Below are 19,099 nucleotides of genomic sequence, written 5' to 3'. Positions count from 1 at the left end.
TTTTTTCAGAAAAACTAAATTTTGCCCCAGACTATAACAAAATCTAAAGTTTTAATTGTGAAAAAAGTCTTGAATTTATCTATTTTCTAAAGCATTTTTAACTGTTCTGTAGAACTTCTCTTTATTTGGAAGATTTAAGCACGCCTCTCTTAGTTTTTCTCCCCACATTGGATTTGGAAAGTAGCTATCTTCCTCAAATCTGGCCATTACATGGATGTGAACTCTTGGTAGCATATTTGCAAAAGATGCCATATTTATCTTTTTGGGAGTGTAGTAATTTTTCATTTCATCTTCTACAATATCGTAAACTTCCCAAAGTCTAACTCTTAGTTTTTTTGGAATATCCCCTAGCTCTTTGTATGGCTTTTTTGTGAAGATTTTTAACCATGGAATTTCACTCTTCTCATTTTCTATATAAAGTTCATCATCTTCATAAATAATCATATCTTCTCTCTCTTTTTTTATAAATTATATCAAATTTATCCAGCTTCAGTTGGATTGCTTTACTGAAAGAAGCTATTATTTCGGTACTAAATTTAAAGGATAAATAGTGATACTTTTACAAATAGATTTTCCATATAGTGGACCAGTTGGTAAAGAGATGGCTGAGGCGTTTGATGATTTGGCAAACTCTATTGCAAAAGAAAAAGGATTGATGTTTAAAATATGGACAGAAAACAGAGAGACAAAAGAGGCTGGTGGAATATATATGTTTGAAGATTTATCATCGCTAGATGCTTATCTTGAGATGCATACGAAAAGACTTGAGGGTTTTGGTGTTACAAATATTAGATCTAAGACTTTTGAAGTAAATGAGGCTCTATCGAAGATTACAAAAGCTCCAATTTTTTGAATAAGCTGAGTCTTTAAACCCCAATAAATAGGGGTTTAAAGAGTAATTTTAGTCTCTGTTTCTGCTACGATTTCTATCACCACCGCCTGAGTTGTTGCCACGGTATCCGCCGCCAGTGCTTCCAGCTTCGCGAGGTTTGTCACCACGATAGCCACCACCACTGTTGCCGCCATCACGACTTCTGTTTCTGTCTCCAGAACCACTGCCTTCGCTTGATCTATTTCTATCTCCGCTACCATTAGGACGACTTCTGTTTCCTCTGTAGCCGCCACGACCGCCACCAGCTCCGCCTCTTGAGTCTCTTCTTTTGTCAGCACGGTCTAAAATTGCAGCCAATTTGTCAGCAGGAATCCCGATTGCATTTGGGCCAGCGATAGTTTGTCTGTCTAAAATCATAGAGATCAATTTAAAGATGATTGTCTCTTCATCAATATCCTCTTTTAGCAGATCAAGGATTTTGTGTGCTTCATCATAGATATGTTGATCTTCTATTTTTGTAACGATAGATTTTAAGTTACTTGCTTTTAAATCGTTTTTGCTTGGAACAAATGCGTGGGTCATTGTTGTTCCAACTTTTGCTTTGATGCGTTGAAGCTCTTTAAACTCTAATGGAGTTAAAAGAGTGATAGCTTTTCCTTTAGTTCCAGCACGACCGGTTCTTCCGATACGGTGAACATAAGACTCAGAGTCAAAAGGGATATGGTAGTTAAATACATGAGAGATATCATCAACATGGATACCACGCGCTGCAACATCTGTTGCAACTAAAACTTTGATGTTATCACTTTTGAAACCCTTAATGACAGTTTCGCGTTGGCGTTGCTCCATATCACCATGAAGACCATTTGCTAAGTATCCAGCGTTTGAGAGAACATTTGAGAGTCTATCTACTTCGCTTTTTGTTCTACAAAAAACTATAGATTTTTTGCTCTCTTCAGAGTCCATTAGACGGATAATAGCGTCATCTCTTTCGCTCTCTTCAATTACATAATACTCTTGAGCAATGTCAGAATTTGTAGTTTCACCTTTTGTGATGCTGATAAATTCTGGATTATTTAAAATTCTCTCAGCAAGAAGCTTGATTGGTTTTGGCATTGTTGCAGAGAAAAGAAGCGTTTGTCTCTCTTTTGGAAGATACGAGAAAATCTCATTAATATCATCCAAAAAGCCCATATCTAGCATCTCATCAGCTTCATCAAGTACAACGATTTGTGGAACGAAGTTCTTTAATAAATTTTTCTTAAGAATATCAAGAAGTCTTCCTGGAGTTGCAACAACTACACTTGCTCCTCTTTGAATAAGGTCAATTTGTCGACTATAAGAGCTACCACCATAAACAGTTGCCGTTCTTGCTCCGATATTTCTGCCATATTTGTATAATTCATCGCTTACTTGAGTTGCAAGTTCGCGAGTTGGAGTAATAACTAAGATACCAACTCCATTGTTTGGGTTGATATTGTTAAGCGCTGGAAGTCCAAACGCTGCTGTTTTACCAGTTCCTGTGTGCGCTTGACCAACTATATCACGACCAGCTAAAACAAATGGTATTGCTGCAGTTTGGATAGGGCTTGGAGTTGTAAAACCAGCTTGTTTGATACTCTCAAGTATCTCTTTTTTTAAGCCTAAATCAGCAAATGTGATTGTTGGTGCATCTTCGTGTTGAATTTTATTTGTTTGTGCATTTTCCTGCATCATTTTCCTTTAATATTAGGAGATGATACAAGCTTCTCTGAACGAGAGAGCACCTTCCCCTAAAGTATTTCGCGAATTATATCTAAATATACACATAATTAATTTAATATTTGTGTATTTAGGATTGTTTAAGCTTATATTATGTAAAAATGGGTACTTGTAGCTCTTTTTTTACCTCTAAAATATATTTTTAAGATTATACTACGATGAAAATTTTAGTAACAAAAGAATAAAAAGGAAAATAGATTTATGCAGATACAAACTCAGTATATATATGAAAAAATATGGACCACAACGCAGGAGAAAGACTTATTAAGGATGGTTGAAGAAGAGATAGGCGATGCTGATCCAAAAGGCACACTAGAGTATGTTAAAGAGGCCATAAAAAATGGTAAAATAATAACAGTTGGTGCTTGTAGATTTAGAGCGCTACAATAGATAGGGAGTGAAATATGAGAAATGAGATAGCAAAACTAATTTTAAGAGCAACTCTTGCAATTATGATTCTTTTTCACGGCTTCGACAAAGTTATTCATGGAATAGGTGGTGTAAAATATTTAATTAAAAGCGCAGGACTTTCAGAATTTATGGCTTATGGTGTTTATGTTGGTGAAGTAGTTATGCCGATATTAATTCTGCTTGGCGTTTATTCAAGGATTGCATCATCTATTTTAGCATTCAATATGTTAGTTGCAATCTTTCTAGCCCAAGGAAGTTCTTGGCTTCTTTTGGGGGAGCATGGAGCACCGCTTATGGAGCTACCATTTTTGTACTTTATTATGTCTTTGCTTGTTGTAATGCTTGGAAGTGGAAAATATGGAGTCAACAACAAATAATATATCCATCTAAAAAGGATATATGCACGGCTCAAAGATGAGGAATTTTTATCTTTGAGTTTAAGCTCCATCCGATTATGACCATTAGAAAAATAACCAAATAAGCCGGCAGAAGAGTATAGCTGTTTGCTAAATATACAAACCATAGTAAGATTGCTCCAAGAGGCGTCGGAATACCTGTAAAGAATTTATCAACTTCTCCAGCATCCGCGTTTATGTTAAACTGTATAAGCCTTCTTAGTCCAGAGATTACATAGTAGATGCTAATAACAGAAGCAAGAATCATCCAAACACCAGACAACGATGTGGCATAAACTGCTTGAAAAATTAAAAATACAGGAACAAGCACAAAGCTTAAAAAGTCCGCAAAACTATCTAATTGCACTCCGAATTCATTTGAGAGTTTATATTTTCTCGCAATCTTGCCATCAAATATATCAAAAGCACCACCAATCCAAGCTAGGATAATTGCTGCAAAAAAGTTGTTTTGAGTAATAAAATAAGTTGCCATAAGTCCAGCGGTAATGTTTACGAATGTGAAAAGATTTGCAAGATTAAAATGGGAGTTGCTTCTGTATAGAAATTTCACTAATTGCCTTTTTTGGGAAATTATAACAAAAAAATTGATACGGATAAACAATTAGTTGGATTAATTAACTATTAATGTGATATTGTTTTCATTATTTGAAAATTATAAAAGTTTGGCATATGAGTATAAAAAAATTAAGTGAGTGTGATAAAACTTGGGTTGTAAAAGTAGTGAAGCTAAATGCTGATTCTGAATTAAAGCAGAGGCTAATCTCTTTTGGAATAATGAAAGAAGCAATAATAGAGGTTTTGGAACACGCTCCTGCAAAAAGCACTATTGAGATAAAAGTAGGCAAGATGAGGATTGCTCTTCGTGCCCATGAAGCAGAGATGATTGAGGTAAAAAGAGTATGAGCAAGATTAAAAAATCATGCCCGATAACAGCAAAGCATATCAAAGTAGCTCTAGTTGGTCAGCCAAATGTTGGAAAAAGCATGTTGATAAACTCAATTTCAAATGCACATCTACATGTTGGAAACTTTACAGGTGTTACTGTCGAGAAGAGTGAAGTTCTTTTTGACTACAAGGATTATCATTTTACAGTTGTGGACCTACCAGGTACATATGCACTAAATGATTATAGCATTGAGGAGAGAGTTACTAGTGAGTATCTATCTGAAAATGACTATGATATTATTATAAATGTGGTGGATTCTACAAATCTGGAAAAAAATCTTCAGCTCACATCAGAGCTTATGAGCGTTGGTAAGAAGATGGTTGTTGCGCTCAATATGAGTGATGAAGCGCAAAAAGAGGGAATAGAGATAGATGATAAATATATGTCACAGCTCTTGGGATTTGCATGTGTAAAGGTGTCTGCTGCAAAAAAAACAGGAATAGGCGAGCTTATAGAATCTCTTATAAAAGAGTATGAATCACACAAGATGGAGCATAAGCTTATCTTTAGTGAACCTATTGAAGAAGAGATAACACTGATAGTTGAGTATCTAGTAAAGCATAAATATGAAGATTTTAATTCGTATAGAAACATAGCAATAAACCTTTTAAAAAATAATAAAAAAACTTATGCAAAACTTCATGACGACCCTGTATGGACGGAGCTTCAGCCAATTCTAATAGAAGCATCAAGACATGTGGAGCTACACCATGATAGTGATGATATAAAAGAAGCTTTTGCATCAGAATATGCCTCATTTAATAGAGGTGTTGTTGCCGAGGTGTTAAAGCAAAGCAAGGAGAGTGAAAAAAAGAGTATAACCGATAAAATAGACTCCATATTGATACATCAAATTTTTGGAATACCTATATTTTTATTTTTTATGTGGGCTCTGTTTCAGCTGACATTTGAGATAGGTTCAATTCCAATGGAGTGGATAGATAGCTTATTTGGATGGTTTGGAGATACCGTAGGTGCGACAATAGCGAACGACGATGTTCGCTCATTGGTGGTGGATGGGATTATCTCTGGTGTTGGAGCGGTTGTATTGTTTGTTCCAAATATTGTAATTCTTTTTATAGGAATAGCTCTTCTTGAGAGCACTGGTTATATGTCAAGAGTAGCATTTTTGCTCGATGGATTTTTTCATAAGTTTGGACTGCATGGACAGTCGTTTATTCCCCTTGTGACAGGTTTTGGATGTTCTATTCCTGCTTACATGTCGGCGAGAATTTTAAAGAATGACAGAGATAGGCTTTTAACACTTTTTATCATAGGTTTTATGAGTTGTGGAGCAAGACTTCCAGTATATGTTCTTTTTGCCGGTGCATTCTTTTCTACAGCAATGGCAGGAAATATTCTTTTTGCAATTTACATAACGGGTGCTTTGTTAGGACTTTTTGCTGCAAAAATATTAAAACTTACAGCATTTAGGGGTTTAGATGAGCCTTTTGTTATGGAGATGCCTAAGTATAGACTACCATCGCTCAAGCTGATTTGGCATACTGTTACCACAAAAACATGGATGTATATTAGAAAAGCTGGTACTTTTATAGCGGCTGCATCAATGTTGATTTGGTTTTCAAGTAACTACCCTAAAAATATTGATCTAAAAAAAGAGTACAACTCTAAAATTGAAGTGGCAGTAAAAAAGAGTGATAAGATAGCTCTGCAAAATATGTTTTTAGAAGCCCAGCTTGAGCAGAGTTATTTAGGGCGTATTGGTAAATCTACTGAGTCTATTTTTGCACCACTTGGCTTCGACTGGAAAATGAGCGTTGCACTTCAAACAGGTCTTGCAGCAAAAGAGATAGTTGTATCTACGCTTGGAGTTCTTTATTCACAAGGCGCCGAAGTAGATGAAAATAGTGTCTCATTAAAAAATTTAATCTCTAAAAATATATCTTTTCCATCTGCGGTTGCATTTATAGTTGTTGTTATGATATATCTTCCTTGTTTGGCGGCATCGGTTGTTTTTACACGCGAGGCAGGTGGAATAAAATACTTTTTTTATCTTTTGATATTTACTTCCATAGCAGCTTATTCGCTCGCTTTTATTGCGTTTAATATTGCTTCGGCTATTTACCTGTAGGAGGATAGTAGATATTTATGAATTATTAACCTGTTATTAGTTCATATCTGTTAAGATTCATTTATGAAAAAAATATTAATGATTGAAGATGATTTAGAGTTAGCTGAGATATTGACTGAGTATCTTGAGCAGTTTAAATTTGAGGTTGTCACAGAAGATGACCCGTTTAAAGCGGTAAGTATATTAAAATTAGAACCTTTTGATTTGGTTATTTTGGATTTAACTCTTCCTGGAATGGATGGATTAGAGGTTTGTGAAGCAATTCGAGAGAGACAAGATATACCTATTATAATCTCCTCTGCAAGAAGCGATCTTGGCGATAAAGTAAAAGCCCTTGAATTAGGAGCCGATGATTATATACCAAAACCGTATGACCCAAGAGAATTAGAGGCTAGAATCCACTCTGTTCTTAGACGCTATGAAGCAAAATCGCAGGAAAAAGTTGACTCAAAGAGTGACTTTAAGTGCGATACATCATCTATGACGATTCTGTATAAAAACAGAAATATAGATCTTACAAATGCAGAGTTTGGGATTTTGTCATATATGATTGCAAAGCAGGGACTTGTGGTCTCAAGAGAAGATCTCATACACAATGTAAACGCTATAAATGAAGACTCTTCAAATAAAAGTATAGATGTTATGGTTGGTAGAATCAGAAATAAACTAGGGGATAAATCTCTAATAGAGTCAGTTAGAGGTGTCGGATACAAACTTCTAAAATCATAAACAAGGGAGTTTCTTTGATACGAAAAAATGCTGTCTTAATAACTGTTTTATTTGCTTTTGCGGTAACAATTGTTAGTATAAGCGCCGTTTTTTGGGAATTTTTTAAATCAAACAAACAACACCATATAGAACAAATCTTTACTAAACACACAACAATAATACAAATATTTCGTCAGCATCAACAAGGATTTGTCTCTTTTGTTGCGCTTGAGGCAAATCTAGCTATCTATAATTTTGTTATTGAAAAAGATGACAAAGTAGAGCATATAATTAAGACCTCCAAACTTCTAAAATCAAAAGAGATAAAAAATATTGATACATCTTTAAGATTTACTAATGGTGATATCTACTCTCAAAGCACTGCAACAAATCTGGAGATAAAAATGTTGCAGCATGACAAAAATATATATTTTCTTGTTATGACTCCGTTTTTATCAGCCTTGATTTTAGATACTGAGCTAAAACCATATACATATTGGCCTTTAGCCTATGTTTATTTAACTGTTATTTTTGTGATTTTCTTGTCCTTTGTGCTGATACTTCAGAGGTTAAAACCACTCATAAGGCTGAGAAAGAAAATAGCACTTTATGGCAATGGTAATATGAATATATCTTTTAAGACAAGCGGATATGATGAGATAGCACTGATTTCAAATGAGCTTGAAGCTACAAAAGAGAATATAAACAAGATTCTAGAATCAAGAACTCTTTTTTTGCGAAATATTATGCATGAACTTAAAACACCAATTGCAAAAGGAACCATTGCAACTCAAATGCTTGATTCACAAAAACAGATAGATAGATTTAGCTCTATTTTTGGGAGATTGGAGTCATTAGTTAATGAATTTGCTCTAATAGAAGAGGTTACAAGCATTAACAACAAAAAAGAGTTTAAGGAGTATAGGCTAATTGATATTGTTGATAGTGCTATTGATATGGCTATGGTTGATATAAAAAGTGTAACTATTGATGTGGATGCAAAAATAAAAATACATGCTAATTATAGACTCTATGTAACAGCCATAAAAAACATGATAGACAATGGCATAAAATACTCATCAGATGCTCATGTTAAGATTTTAGTTAAAAATGGTGAGCTCTCTTTTGAGAGTGCGGGAGAGTGTATATCCCATCCTCTTAGCTACTATATAGAACCATTTACAAAAGAGAATCCTTCAAAAAATAGTTTTGGCTTGGGGCTGTATCTGGTTGATTCAATCTTAAAAGCACATAACCAAGTGTTGGCACACGAGTATGAAAATGGAGTAAATCGTTTTATATTTGCGTAAGCTTTTAATTGTAAACTAATGTAATGAATAATAGAATCAGAATGACGGTTGGTATCTTCTTTGCCGTATTTTTTTTTGTTTTTGGATGGTTGAGCCGTACAGTCTATTCGCCCGTAGATAAAAATGGGGCACGACTAGAGATTGAAAAAATTATAAATTCAAAAACGCTAAATGTCGTTCTCCTAAACTCACAATCAACTTACTATATTGGACCAGATGGTCCCCAAGGCTTTGAATATGACCTTTTGAGTTCATATGCAAAATATTTGGGAGTAAAGTTAAACATAACTACAGCAAAGACAACACAAGAAGCGATTGTTCTTAGTAAAAATCCAAATATCCATATAACTTCCGCTTCATTAACAAAGACTAAAGAACGAGAAAAAAATCTAAATTTTGGACCATCTTATTTTGAGGTTCAAGAGCAGATGGTTTGTAATCGTGAAATGTTATGGGGTGATAAATTTCCAAAGAGCGTAGAGGATTTGGCTGGATTAAATATAATGGTTGGAGAAGCAACGAGCTATAGAGAGACTATTCATAGACTACAAGAAGATGGTTTTGATATAAACGCAACATATACATCCGAGTTCTCAACTGAAGAGTTGTTAGAGAAAGTTGCGACACATGAAATAGATTGTACTGTTGCAGATTCAAACATATACTCATTAAATCAAAGATACTTTCCAAATATAGCATTGGCTTTTACAATAAGCCCAAGAGAGCAGATAGCATGGGTATTGGCACCTGATTCTAAAAAACTAAAAGCGAGTATGTTTGTATGGCTAAACACTATTAGCCAAAGTGGAGAGCTGTCGCAGCTGAAAGATCACTATTATAGTTATGTAATGTTTTTTGATTATTACAATACGAGTATGTTTTATAAACGAATAGAAAGTGAACTACCCAAGTATCAAAAATACTTTAAAGATTCTAGCAAACGCTATGATATACCATACTCCGTTTTGGCCGCTTTGTCATATCAAGAGTCACATTGGAACATAGATGCACGAAGTTATACTGGCGTTAGAGGGTTGATGATGCTAACCCAAGACACAGCAACATTGCTTGGGGTAAAGGATAGGTCTAGTCCAAAAGAGAGTATATATGGTGGAGCAAGACACCTTAAGCAGATGATAAAAGATGTTCCAGTCGAAGTTGAAGGAGAGGATAGACTTAAGTTCGCACTAGCTGCTTATAATATTGGGATGTCACATATCTTGGATGCGCAACTGCTTGCCAAAAAAATGGGATTAAACCAAAATGTATGGAGTGATTTAAAGAAAGCTCTACCTCTTCTCTCACAAGAAAAGTATCATAAAGATCTTAAGCATGGATATGCAAGAGGAAGTGAGCCAGTTAAGTATGTTGATCAAATATACGATTATAAAGATATTTTAGAGAAGAACGAGGAAGCTCTAAATGCGGATAAGAAAGATAAAAAGAAATAAACTTTAGTTTATCTTTCTTTTGTTATGCAAAATACTTATTTTGTAGCCTTAGGAGCTAGAAGAGAATTAGATAGTATCGCCTTCTCTGCCGTTTGCAAGACTACTTAAGAATGTTTCCATATCATACTTTGTTCTATATTCTGGAGTCATAATATGGATAAGTATATCGCCTAAATCAACGACAATCCAATCTCCGCTCTCTTCAACATTGATAAATTTTTCTTGCGGCTTAAGATCATCTCTTAAATGATCAAGTAGAGCAAATGTATGTTTTGAGCCGAGCGATGAAGCTATTATTGCATAATCTACAAAGTAGTTTTTTTCACGAAGATCAAAAACCTCAATCTCATCTGCCTTGTTATTATCTAGTGTTTGTACTATTTTTTCTATTCTGTCTTCCATTTTTTATCCTTGTAAAAGTTATATATCTCTTTGGCGCATTTTTTTGGTAATTTTGAAATTTCCATTTTTTCTCTTATTGATGTTGATGAAATATTCTCATTAATATCAATGGTTGTGATTGCTGATGGAATCTCAACACCATCTCTTTTGGCTACTACTATGGTAACCAACTCTTTAAGTTCATCATAATTATCCCATGAATCAAGGGTTTTAAAGTTATCTGCACCTATAACGAGAAATATTTTTTTATAACTCTTTAGAAGGTGTTTTACGGTTTTAATCGTAGGAACTGCAGCGCTTTGCTTGGATTCATAAGTTGAGACTTCAACATTTTTATATTCGCTAAAAATATCTCTTAACCACTTCACTCTTTGAGATGAGGGAGCAAAAAAAGTAGATTTAAACGGGTTTAAAAATGTTGGCATAATGATAATTTTGTCTATCTCTTTGAGTTGTATCAAAGCCTTAACAATAGCCTCGTGACCGATATGCGGCGGGTCAAAAGAGCCACCAAAAAGTGCGATTGTATCCATATTTAAAGCGAATTATAGCTTATTTTAGATAAAATCGCTGAACTTTTATTTTGACTTAGGAAATATGATGGCGCTAAAAATAGCAATTAACGGATTTGGTAGAATTGGTCGCTGTGTGGCTAGAATTGCTGCAGCTAGGAGTGATATAGAAATTGTAGCCATAAATGATATGGCTAGTATGGATATGATGCTTTATCTGCTAAAAAATGATTCTGTTCACGGAATTTTTAAAAGTGAAGTACATAAGATTGATGAGCATACTATCAGCATAGATGGTAGAAATATTAAAATTTTTAATGACCGTGATCCAAAAAATCTTAAATTTGCTGATTTTGGTGCTGATATGGTTTTGGAGTGTACTGGTGTTTTTCTAACTCAAGAGTCTGCACAGATTCATATCAATAACGGTATAAAAAAGGTTCTTTTTTCGGCTCCTTCAAAAGACAAAGAGACAGCTACTTTTGTTATAGGTGTAAATGAACATCTTTATGATGGGCAAAAAATTGTTTCAAATGCCTCTTGTACAACAAACTGCCTTGGGCCTGTTGCAAAAACTTTAGATGATGCTTTTGGTATAAAAAAAGGCTTAATGACAACTATTCACTCATATACAAATGATCAAAATATTTTAGATGTTAAACACTCATCAGACAAACGCCGTGCAAGAGCAGGGGCGATTAATATGATTCCAACAACTACGGGTGCAGCAAAAGCTATTGGGTTAGTTCTTCCCCAGCTCGTCGGTAAGCTTCATGGTCAAAGTGTTCGTGTTCCAACTCCTGATGTCTCAATGGTTGACTTAAATGTTGTTGTGAGAAGAGAGACATCAAAAGAGGAAGTAACGGCTGTATTTAACAAAATGGCAGATACAACTCTTGGCGGGATTTTGTTGATGGACAAAGAGATGAGAGTATCTCAAGATTTTGTTGGATCTACATATAGCGCTATTGTTGCGGAAGATTTAACACAAGTTATAGATGGTGATATGGTTAAAATAATGGCTTGGTACGATAATGAGTGGGGATACTCTTCAAGACTTATAGATATGGCACTTCACATTAGCAAATAGGAAAAAAATGGAACTATTAAATATTAAAAATCTAGATTTCGTTGGTAAAAAAGTTTTTATAAGATGCGACTTTAATGTCCCTATGGACGAGTTTGGTAATATTTCCGATGATCGTCGTATTCGTTCGGCGCTCTCTACTATAAACTATTGCCTAGATCAAGATTGCGCGGTTGTTTTGGGTTCACATTTGGGTCGTCCAGATGGTGAAGTTGTGTCAAAATACTCACTTGCTCCAGTTGCTAAAAGAATACAGCATCTTCTAAAAAGAGAAGTTATTCTTGCCAAGGATGTGGTCGGAGAAGATGCCCTTGCAAAGGCTTCTACTTTGAAGTCTGGTGAAGTTTTGCTTTTGGAGAATCTTCGTTATGAAAAAGGAGAGACCGACAATAGTATTGAACTCTCTAAGAAGCTAGCCTCTATGGTTGATTTTTATGTTAATGATGCGTTCGGTGTTAGTCATCGTGCACACTCTTCTGTTGAGGGAATCACTAAGTTTTTTGATAACAAACATAAAGCTGCCGGATTTTTACTTCAAAAAGAGATTCAGTTTTTAGGAAAACTTGTTGAAAAACCTGTTCGTCCATTTGCGGCTATTGTTGGAGGAAGCAAAGTTTCTGGAAAACTTGAGGCCCTTATAAATCTTCTCCCTAGAGTAGACAAGGTCATTATTGGCGGAGGAATGGCATTCACATTTCTTAAGCAGATGGGGTATGATGTCGGCGCTTCACTTGTTGAAAGTGATCTACTTGAAGAGGCTGAGCATATTATGCAAGAAGCAAAAAAACTCGGAGTTAAATTTTACTTGCCAATAGATGTGATAGCAGCAGAAAAGTTTTCAGAAGACTCAATTAGTAAAATAACAACAGTTCAAGAGATACCAAAAGGTTGGATGGGACTCGATATTGGGCCAGCAACAGTAAAGCTTTATGAAGAGGTTTTAAGTGATGTTCAAACAGTTTTATGGAATGGACCGATGGGCGTTTATGAGATGGATAAATTTGCTGGAGGCTCAAATAAAATAGCACACTATCTGGCAAATAGCTATGCTACAACTGTTGTTGGTGGTGGAGATACGGCCGACTTGGTTCAAAGAATAGATTTAGACGAGCAGATGACTTTTATCTCTACTGGTGGTGGTGCTTCTTTGGAACTACTAGAGGGTAAAATCTTGCCAGGTGTCGCTCCGTTAATTATAAAAAAGATTTAGCTTATGATAATTGCAGCAAATCTAAAAACAAATTTAACACGGGCAAAAACTATAAGCTACTTAAATGAAGTAGAGAGATTTATAGAGAAAAACAGCATCACTCAAGAAGTTTTAGTTTTTCCTGCAACAAGTAGCTTAGTGAAACATCAAGCAGGTATTAAAGTTGGTGCGCAAAATGCTTATCCAGCTATAAATGGCGCTTTTACTGGTGAGATAGGATATGAGCAACTAGAAGAGTTTGAGATAAAAACTATTTTGATTGGCCATAGCGAACGAAGACATGTGATGGGCGAGACTCAAGAAGAGCTGGTAAAAAAATTCAATTTTTATAAAGAACTTGGGTTTAGAATAGTCTATTGTGTTGGCGAGCCTTTAAGTGTGCGAGAGTCTGGACATGATAAGATGATGGAGTATATATCTAGACAATATGAGGGCATAGATGTCATGTATAAAAACTTGATTATCGCATATGAACCAGTTTGGGCAATAGGTAGTGGACTCACTCCAACACCTGAAGATATAGTAACGATACATAAAGAACTAAAAACTAAGTCAACTGCGCCTCTTCTCTATGGTGGTAGTGTAAAAGTTACTAATGTTCAAGAGGTTTTATCTCTTGATGGTGTTGATGGTGTTTTAGTTGGAAGTGCAGCGCTTTATGCAGAACATTTTTGTTCTATGTGCGAGAGTGCACAACTTTTAGAAAAAAAATAAACAATAAAAAGGAGAGTTAAAGATGGTAATGAAGGGCAAAAAAGGTCTAATTGTAGGATTGGCAAACGATAAATCAATAGCATACGGAATCGCAAAAGCGTGTCATGAGCAGGGCGCAGAACTCGCTTTTACATATCTAAATGATGCTCTAAAAAAAAGAGTTGAGCCACTTGCTGAATCATTTGGAAGTGATAAAGTTTATGAGCTTGATGTGTCCAACGAGGAGCATATGCAAGGAATTGCTGCTCTGATTGAGAAAGATTTTGGAAAGATTGATTTTCTAGTTCATTCGGTCGCCTTTGCTCCAAAAGAAGCACTTAGTGAGCCTTTTATGAAAACTACAAAAAGTGCATTTGCAATTGCCATGGATGTTTCGGTTTATTCATTAATAGACCTAACGAACCGTCTTGAGAGTGTTCTCTCAGATGATGCCTCGATACTAACTCTCTCATATTTAGGTGGACCAAAATATATAGTAAATTATAATGTTATGGGTGTTGCAAAAGCCGCACTTGAGTCAACTGTAAGATATATGGCTGTTGAACTAGGTAGAAAAGGTCAAAGAGTAAATGCAATCTCTGCTGGCCCAATAAGAACTCTAGCTGCCGCTGGAATAGGTGATTTTAAACAGATTCTTAACTGGAATGAAGTAAACGCACCACTAAAGAAAAATGTTACAACAGAGCAAGTTGGAAATTCAGCCATGTACCTCTTGAGTGATCTATCTTCTGGCGTAACTGGAGAAATTCACTATGTTGATAGTGGTTATAGTATTATGGGAATGGCTGCAGCTGAGCAAACAGAGGATGGAAAAACTGTTTTTTGCTGGGATGTTAGAAAATAAAAATAATTATCTACTCTTGCCTATAACGGGCATCGAGTCGATTTTTTTTATATTGGAATCCTCTAGAGTTTGATTTTTATCCCTGTTATAAATTCTTATCTTGTTTATATACTCTTGTATAGTGAAACTTCTATTTTCATTAGTATTTATGTCTTTAATCTTATCATTTTTTTCAACCGCAGGAGTCCACTCTTTCTCTATCCAGCCATCAAGTGATTTTTGTAAAAATCCACTATCATTCTCTTGTGTCTTTCCAGCAATTTTGCTGAGAGCACTATTTTGAGACGGATTTTGATTATTTATTTTTGAACAACCACTAAAAATAAGCGCTGTTGCTAAGAGTAATATTTTTTTCATTTGAGATTATACATAAACTTTTTAAGATTGTAAATTTAAATTAAACTTATATTAAAGATGTATATGACACAATAGTGACAATATTTAAGGTAGGAGAAAAAGATGAAATTAACAAAATTAAGTTTAGTAGCAGTAGCACTACTTACAACATCGACTGTTTTTGCAATCGAGAATACTAAGGTTTCTGGAGACGCAAGATTATATTATGGCACAACAGATTCAAATGCAGCAGGAAATGGTGGTTTTTTTAGCAAAGACGCTTCGTATACTGATATTTCATTACATTTAGGGCTAACAACAGATTTAACAAAAGGTATCTCAGCTGGTGTTGGAATGCAGGTTGTAACAACACTTGGCGTTGAGAACAACCTGGTTAGCAATGTTTGGTCTGGTGCACATGGCGTGAGCGATTCTGCTGGTTCACACTTTGCTGGTGGAAAACAAGTTGATAGTGCAATGTGGATGGATGAAGTTTGGTTGGCAGGAAGTGCGTTTGATACAACTTTAAAAGTTGGTCGTCAAACATTAGATACTCCATTAGCTTTTACTGAAACATGGGGTTTAGATAAAAATACATTTGAAGCAGTTGTTTTGGTTAACCAGAGCATTAAAGATACTACCTTAGTAGCTACATTCATCGGTAAGTCAAATGGTTCCGCTGATGAGGAAGCGGGTACGCTAGGAAATGCTTCTCCTACCCCAACCTATATAGGTACTTACGGAGTTGGAAGTTATGTTGCTGGCAATGGAAGATTTAACACATTTGGAACAAATGGTGTTTACGCTATTGGTGCAATCAATAACTCTTTTAAACCAGTTACAGTTCAAGCTTGGTACTATGATATGGTTTTCCTAGCAAAAGCTTACTGGCTACAAGCAGATGTTAAATGTTCCCTGATTGATAATGTTCTTTTGGGTGTTCAGTTTGCAAACACAAAAGCAGAAGCTGCTCCAAGTGCAGACACAACTGCTTACTCTTTGATGGCTGGGTATGTTATAAAAGATGTGGCAACTATTAAAGCTGCATTCTCATCGGTTGATAGTGGCGGTGCTTTGGGTGTTGCAAATACGGCAACTGGAACATCTTGGACTAAAGGCGGCCAATCTAAGCTCTATACTGAAATGTGGTGGAACTATGGAAATGTATCCGCTCAAGGTGCTACTTCATACAGCTTAACGGCTGAGGGGGAAGTTGGACCAAAAATACAACTTCTTGGAGGGATTTACTACTCTGATATAGATAACAATGCCCCTACTACTACTGATAGAAAAGTTACAGAAGCGACAATTGTTGCATCTAAAGCTTTCGGACCTCTTGAGACTTCAGCAGCTCTTATATTTGCAGATAAAAATTATGTAAATAATGCAAGTGATGTTAAGTCAACAGATATCCAGCTTTACCTAAAATATAATTTTTAACTAATAAAAAATCTGATTCTCTTTCTTTTTTGGAGAATCAGACATCTTATATTTTAGCTATAATTTCCACTATGTTTACACTCATAAATAAAATCACTTATATCTCTTTTATGTTGCTAATTATCTCTATTATCTCATTTTTAGCTATCCACGCTGCACCCAATAGTTTCTTTGGAGCAGGGGAGCTTAACCCAAATATGACAAAAGAAGCAATAGCCACACTAAAGGCCGTTTATGGGCTCGATAAGCCACTGCTAGAGCAATATTTTGATTGGGTTATCAATATAGTTCATCTGAATTTTGGCATCTCGTTTGTAAGCGGAGAGGATGTTAGCTCTGAAATACTTAAGCGGATACCAGTTACTCTTGTTATGAATAGTGTCTCACTGGTCGTAGTGTTTATTTTATCTCTGAAGCTCGGAATAAAATCAGCGCTCAGTTACGAAAAAAAGCCCGATTATATTATCCGCCAAATCTCTCTTGTATCTTTTGCTATGCCATCATTTTATCTCTCTTTAATTTTTATAATATTTTTTGCTCTAGCAGTACCTATTTTTCCAATCTCAGGACTTCACTCAATTGAGCCAAAAGAGGGAGTTATGAATTATTTTGATATGGCTTGGCATCTAACTTTGCCGATAAGCGTCATGATATTTGTAGGTCTTGGAAGTATGATAATCTATATTCGCTCCCTAACGCTAGAGATATTAAAGAGTGATTACTACTACTATGCACTCTCTCGTGGACTTAGTGAAAAACAGTTGTTAAATCACTACATATATCCAAACCTTCTGCCCCCAATAATTACACTGTTAGGATTGTCTCTGCCTGGCTTAATAGGTGGTAGCGTTATTTTAGAATCTATTTTTGGTATTGATGGGATGGGACAACTTTTTTATATGAGTGCAATTAGTCGTGATTATCCAATAATTATGGGAACACTGATGATGACGGCATTTTTAACGCTTCTGGGAAATATAGTGGCAGATCTTGCACTATTGAGGTTAAATCCATATATACAAAGAGGGTAAATCTTCTTTTGGTCGCCTACCTCTTTTAAAAGGTAAGCTATAGATGTTTTAGTTAAACAATGCCTCTAGCGCATCAACTCCGTCTTTGGCTGGATGATTACCGCTTTGTGCACTACTGCTATTATCATTTTCAACAAGTTCAATGTTTAAACCACTAAGCATAGAGGCAAGGCGAATATTAATACCACTTTTTCCTATCGCTTTTGATTTTTGATCAGATGCCAGTGAGACAATAGCTTTTTCTGCTTCACCATTTTCATTTTTTATTATTACAACATTTGAGATGATAGCAGGGCTCATTATTCTTGAGATAAAAAGCTCAGGGACAGAAGTGTACTCGATACAATCTATATTTTCCCCAATCAACTCTTGACTAACAGCATTGATACGAACGCCTTTTACACCAACAGTTGCTCCAACTGCATCAACTTGCGGATGAGTACTAAAGAGTGCTACTTTTGCTCTCTCGCCAGGGATTCGCGCACATCTCTCAATAATTACGGTTCCATCAGAAATCTCAGGAACCTCTAGCGCTAAAAGTTCTTCTAAAAACTTTGGAGAAGTTCTTGAGAGTTCTATCGCGATGCCATTTTCTCTATCCATATTTACTAAGCGGACAACAGCTTTTATGTGGTCACCAACTTTAAAAACTTCACCTTTTATACGGCTTTTCATCGGAAGTGTTGCTTTGATTTCATCTATTTCAACATAAGTTGTGTTGTTTGGGTCAACTCTTGTAACTCGTCCAGAAGCTAGCGTGCCAATTTTTGATTTGTACTTGTTAAAAACCTCACTCTCTACAAGTTTTTGGATGTGATACTCTATTTCACGGTGAAGAGAAGCTGCGGCAGTTCGTCCATGCTCTTCTAGGTCATGAGGGATTTGAAGTTGGTCGTCAAGTTCAACTTGGTCATCATACTCTCTGGCATCTGTTATTGAGATATATGCTGGCGCAATATGCTCATCTTGCAGTCTCTCATCATTATCTGCTACGACAGTAATTATTTGTATAACATCTATTGATTTTGTCTCTTTGTTTATTACTGCTTCAAAATTAAATTTTGAGTCTATTACTCTTTTTGCAGTTTGAATAAATGCAGTTTTAAGTGCCTCAGTAACGCTCTCTGGGTTAAGATTTTTCTCATGCGCAATTGCGTTGATTATGTCTAATATTTTTTCCATTGAAAATCCTTCTATAGGGTAATCTCATAAAAAACAGTGTTAAAAAATTGGGGATTCTTTATGAAGTATGAAATTATATCCAAAATGTATAAAAACAGCTTTAATTAACTTTTTAGTAGAGTTTTACTATAATCCCCTATATTTACAAATAGGAAAAAACCATGGATTTAAAATTTGCAAGAACTGATATAGGGATGAAGCCTAAAAAAGTTGAATTATCTAAACTGGAAGATAGCGTTGAGAAAGAGAGTAGTGTTATTTTTTATTTTGATAGAGACAATTCTCACAAAGACCTGCTAGAACTTCAAGACCACTTTGAGTCAAAAGGTAAAAGTTTTTATATGAGCGAAGTTAAATACGGACTCTCTGATGAAGAGTATGTGTATCAAGTTCATATTATAAACTAATTTAAAC

The 19,099-nt window shown here is 35.4% G+C and carries 22 protein-coding genes; 15 read left to right on the top strand and 7 right to left on the bottom strand.

Annotated features, from left to right (window positions below; translation table 11 throughout):
• Positions 1 to 75 precede the first annotated feature (75 nt).
• A complete protein-coding gene (locus PHV22_RS04610) occupies positions 76 to 465 on the bottom strand; it encodes an HIT family protein (RefSeq protein ID WP_299946474.1) in 390 nt (129 codons plus the stop codon).
• Positions 466 to 550: 85 nt separating this feature from the next.
• Between PHV22_RS04610 and PHV22_RS04605 the strand changes: the two genes are divergently transcribed.
• Complete coding sequence (locus PHV22_RS04605) at positions 551 to 853, top strand: monooxygenase (RefSeq protein WP_367187073.1); 303 nt, start codon at positions 551 to 553, stop codon at positions 851 to 853.
• A gap of 48 nt (positions 854 to 901) precedes the next feature.
• Here the strand turns inward: PHV22_RS04605 and PHV22_RS04600 are convergent, their stop codons facing one another.
• Positions 902 to 2,545 carry a DEAD/DEAH box helicase gene (locus tag PHV22_RS04600; RefSeq protein WP_299946080.1) on the bottom strand — a complete coding sequence of 548 codons (1,644 nt, stop codon included), beginning with the start codon at positions 2,543 to 2,545 and terminating at the stop codon, positions 902 to 904.
• Positions 2,546 to 2,794: 249 nt separating this feature from the next.
• On the opposite strand from PHV22_RS04600, the gene PHV22_RS04595 reads away from it, so the two are divergent.
• Both PHV22_RS04595 and PHV22_RS04590 read left to right on the top strand, forming a co-directional pair.
• Positions 2,795 to 2,983, top strand: coding sequence for a hypothetical protein (locus PHV22_RS04595; RefSeq protein WP_299946077.1), 189 nt, complete (start codon positions 2,795 to 2,797; stop codon positions 2,981 to 2,983).
• A gap of 14 nt (positions 2,984 to 2,997) precedes the next feature.
• Positions 2,998 to 3,381 carry a DoxX family protein gene (locus PHV22_RS04590; RefSeq protein ID WP_299946074.1) on the top strand — a complete coding sequence of 128 codons (384 nt, stop codon included), beginning with the start codon at positions 2,998 to 3,000 and terminating at the stop codon, positions 3,379 to 3,381.
• Positions 3,382 to 3,412: 31 nt separating this feature from the next.
• On the opposite strand, the gene PHV22_RS04585 is transcribed toward PHV22_RS04590, so the two are convergent.
• Entirely contained in the window at positions 3,413 to 3,970 is a 558-nt protein-coding gene (locus tag PHV22_RS04585) for a CDP-alcohol phosphatidyltransferase family protein (protein ID WP_295022170.1), read from the bottom strand.
• Between the two features lie 119 nt (positions 3,971 to 4,089).
• Between PHV22_RS04585 and PHV22_RS04580 the strand changes: the two genes are divergently transcribed.
• The 5 genes from PHV22_RS04580 to mltF all read left to right on the top strand — a co-directional run bounded on the left by PHV22_RS04580 (position 4,090) and on the right by mltF (position 9,927).
• Positions 4,090 to 4,323 carry a FeoA family protein gene (locus tag PHV22_RS04580; protein WP_295022172.1) on the top strand — a complete coding sequence of 78 codons (234 nt, stop codon included), beginning with the start codon at positions 4,090 to 4,092 and terminating at the stop codon, positions 4,321 to 4,323.
• The gene (gene feoB / locus PHV22_RS04575; RefSeq protein ID WP_299946070.1) at positions 4,320 to 6,458 is read left to right on the top strand and encodes a ferrous iron transport protein B; all 2,139 of its coding nucleotides are present in this window, start codon (positions 4,320 to 4,322) and stop codon (positions 6,456 to 6,458) included. Before PHV22_RS04580 ends, feoB begins: the two co-directional genes overlap by 4 nt.
• Before the next feature lie 63 nt (positions 6,459 to 6,521).
• Positions 6,522 to 7,187: a response regulator transcription factor gene (locus tag PHV22_RS04570; RefSeq protein ID WP_295022176.1), complete on the top strand. Its 666-nt coding sequence runs from the start codon at positions 6,522 to 6,524 to the stop codon at positions 7,185 to 7,187.
• 14 nt (positions 7,188 to 7,201) lie between these two features.
• Positions 7,202 to 8,476, top strand: a complete 1,275-nt coding sequence (locus PHV22_RS04565; RefSeq protein ID WP_295022178.1) for an ArsS family sensor histidine kinase — start codon at positions 7,202 to 7,204, stop codon at positions 8,474 to 8,476.
• A 23-nt stretch (positions 8,477 to 8,499) separates the two neighbouring features.
• Positions 8,500 to 9,927, top strand: coding sequence for a membrane-bound lytic murein transglycosylase MltF (gene mltF, locus PHV22_RS04560; protein ID WP_295022180.1), 1,428 nt, complete (start codon positions 8,500 to 8,502; stop codon positions 9,925 to 9,927).
• A 66-nt stretch (positions 9,928 to 9,993) separates the two neighbouring features.
• On the opposite strand, the gene rsfS is transcribed toward mltF, so the two are convergent.
• Both rsfS and nadD read right to left on the bottom strand, forming a co-directional pair.
• Positions 9,994 to 10,329, bottom strand: coding sequence for a ribosome silencing factor (rsfS, locus tag PHV22_RS04555; RefSeq protein WP_295022182.1), 336 nt, complete (start codon positions 10,327 to 10,329; stop codon positions 9,994 to 9,996).
• Positions 10,314 to 10,862 (bottom strand): nicotinate (nicotinamide) nucleotide adenylyltransferase, encoded by a 549-nt coding sequence (nadD, locus tag PHV22_RS04550; RefSeq protein ID WP_295022183.1) that lies wholly within the window; start codon positions 10,860 to 10,862, stop codon positions 10,314 to 10,316. Before nadD ends, rsfS begins: the two co-directional genes overlap by 16 nt.
• Positions 10,863 to 10,929: 67 nt before the next feature.
• On the opposite strand from nadD, the gene gap reads away from it, so the two are divergent.
• The 4 genes from gap to fabI are packed head-to-tail and all read left to right on the top strand — an operon-like array spanning position 10,930 to position 14,696.
• Complete coding sequence (gap, locus tag PHV22_RS04545) at positions 10,930 to 11,931, top strand: type I glyceraldehyde-3-phosphate dehydrogenase (RefSeq protein WP_295022184.1); 1,002 nt, start codon at positions 10,930 to 10,932, stop codon at positions 11,929 to 11,931.
• 7 nt (positions 11,932 to 11,938) lie between these two features.
• Entirely contained in the window at positions 11,939 to 13,138 is a 1,200-nt protein-coding gene (gene pgk, locus PHV22_RS04540; protein ID WP_299946061.1) for a phosphoglycerate kinase, read from the top strand.
• A gap of 3 nt (positions 13,139 to 13,141) precedes the next feature.
• Entirely contained in the window at positions 13,142 to 13,852 is a 711-nt protein-coding gene (locus tag PHV22_RS04535; RefSeq protein WP_299946057.1) for a triose-phosphate isomerase, read from the top strand.
• A gap of 22 nt (positions 13,853 to 13,874) precedes the next feature.
• Positions 13,875 to 14,696 carry an enoyl-ACP reductase FabI gene (gene fabI / locus PHV22_RS04530; RefSeq protein ID WP_295022190.1) on the top strand — a complete coding sequence of 274 codons (822 nt, stop codon included), beginning with the start codon at positions 13,875 to 13,877 and terminating at the stop codon, positions 14,694 to 14,696.
• A gap of 6 nt (positions 14,697 to 14,702) precedes the next feature.
• Here the strand turns inward: fabI and PHV22_RS04525 are convergent, their stop codons facing one another.
• Positions 14,703 to 15,053, bottom strand: coding sequence for a hypothetical protein (locus tag PHV22_RS04525; RefSeq protein ID WP_299946053.1), 351 nt, complete (start codon positions 15,051 to 15,053; stop codon positions 14,703 to 14,705).
• A 102-nt stretch (positions 15,054 to 15,155) separates the two neighbouring features.
• Here PHV22_RS04525 and PHV22_RS04520 point away from each other — a divergent pair, with 102 nt between their 5' ends.
• A complete protein-coding gene (locus PHV22_RS04520; protein WP_295022194.1) occupies positions 15,156 to 16,472 on the top strand; it encodes a hypothetical protein in 1,317 nt (438 codons plus the stop codon).
• A 71-nt stretch (positions 16,473 to 16,543) separates the two neighbouring features.
• Complete coding sequence (locus PHV22_RS04515; RefSeq protein WP_295022196.1) at positions 16,544 to 17,503, top strand: ABC transporter permease; 960 nt, start codon at positions 16,544 to 16,546, stop codon at positions 17,501 to 17,503.
• Positions 17,504 to 17,551: 48 nt separating this feature from the next.
• Here the strand turns inward: PHV22_RS04515 and nusA are convergent, their stop codons facing one another.
• On the bottom strand, positions 17,552 to 18,685 hold the full coding sequence (gene nusA / locus PHV22_RS04510) for a transcription termination factor NusA (protein ID WP_295022198.1): 1,134 nt from the start codon (positions 18,683 to 18,685) through the stop codon (positions 17,552 to 17,554).
• Between the two features lie 161 nt (positions 18,686 to 18,846).
• Here nusA and PHV22_RS04505 point away from each other — a divergent pair, with 161 nt between their 5' ends.
• Entirely contained in the window at positions 18,847 to 19,092 is a 246-nt protein-coding gene (locus PHV22_RS04505) for an HP0268 family nuclease (RefSeq protein ID WP_295022200.1), read from the top strand.
• The last annotated feature ends 7 nt before the right edge of the window (positions 19,093 to 19,099 follow it).

The organism is Sulfurimonas sp., from assembly GCF_028713515.1.
GTDB lineage: Bacteria > Campylobacterota > Campylobacteria > Campylobacterales > Sulfurimonadaceae > Sulfurimonas.
This window is presented reverse-complemented; position numbering and strand designations above follow the sequence as displayed.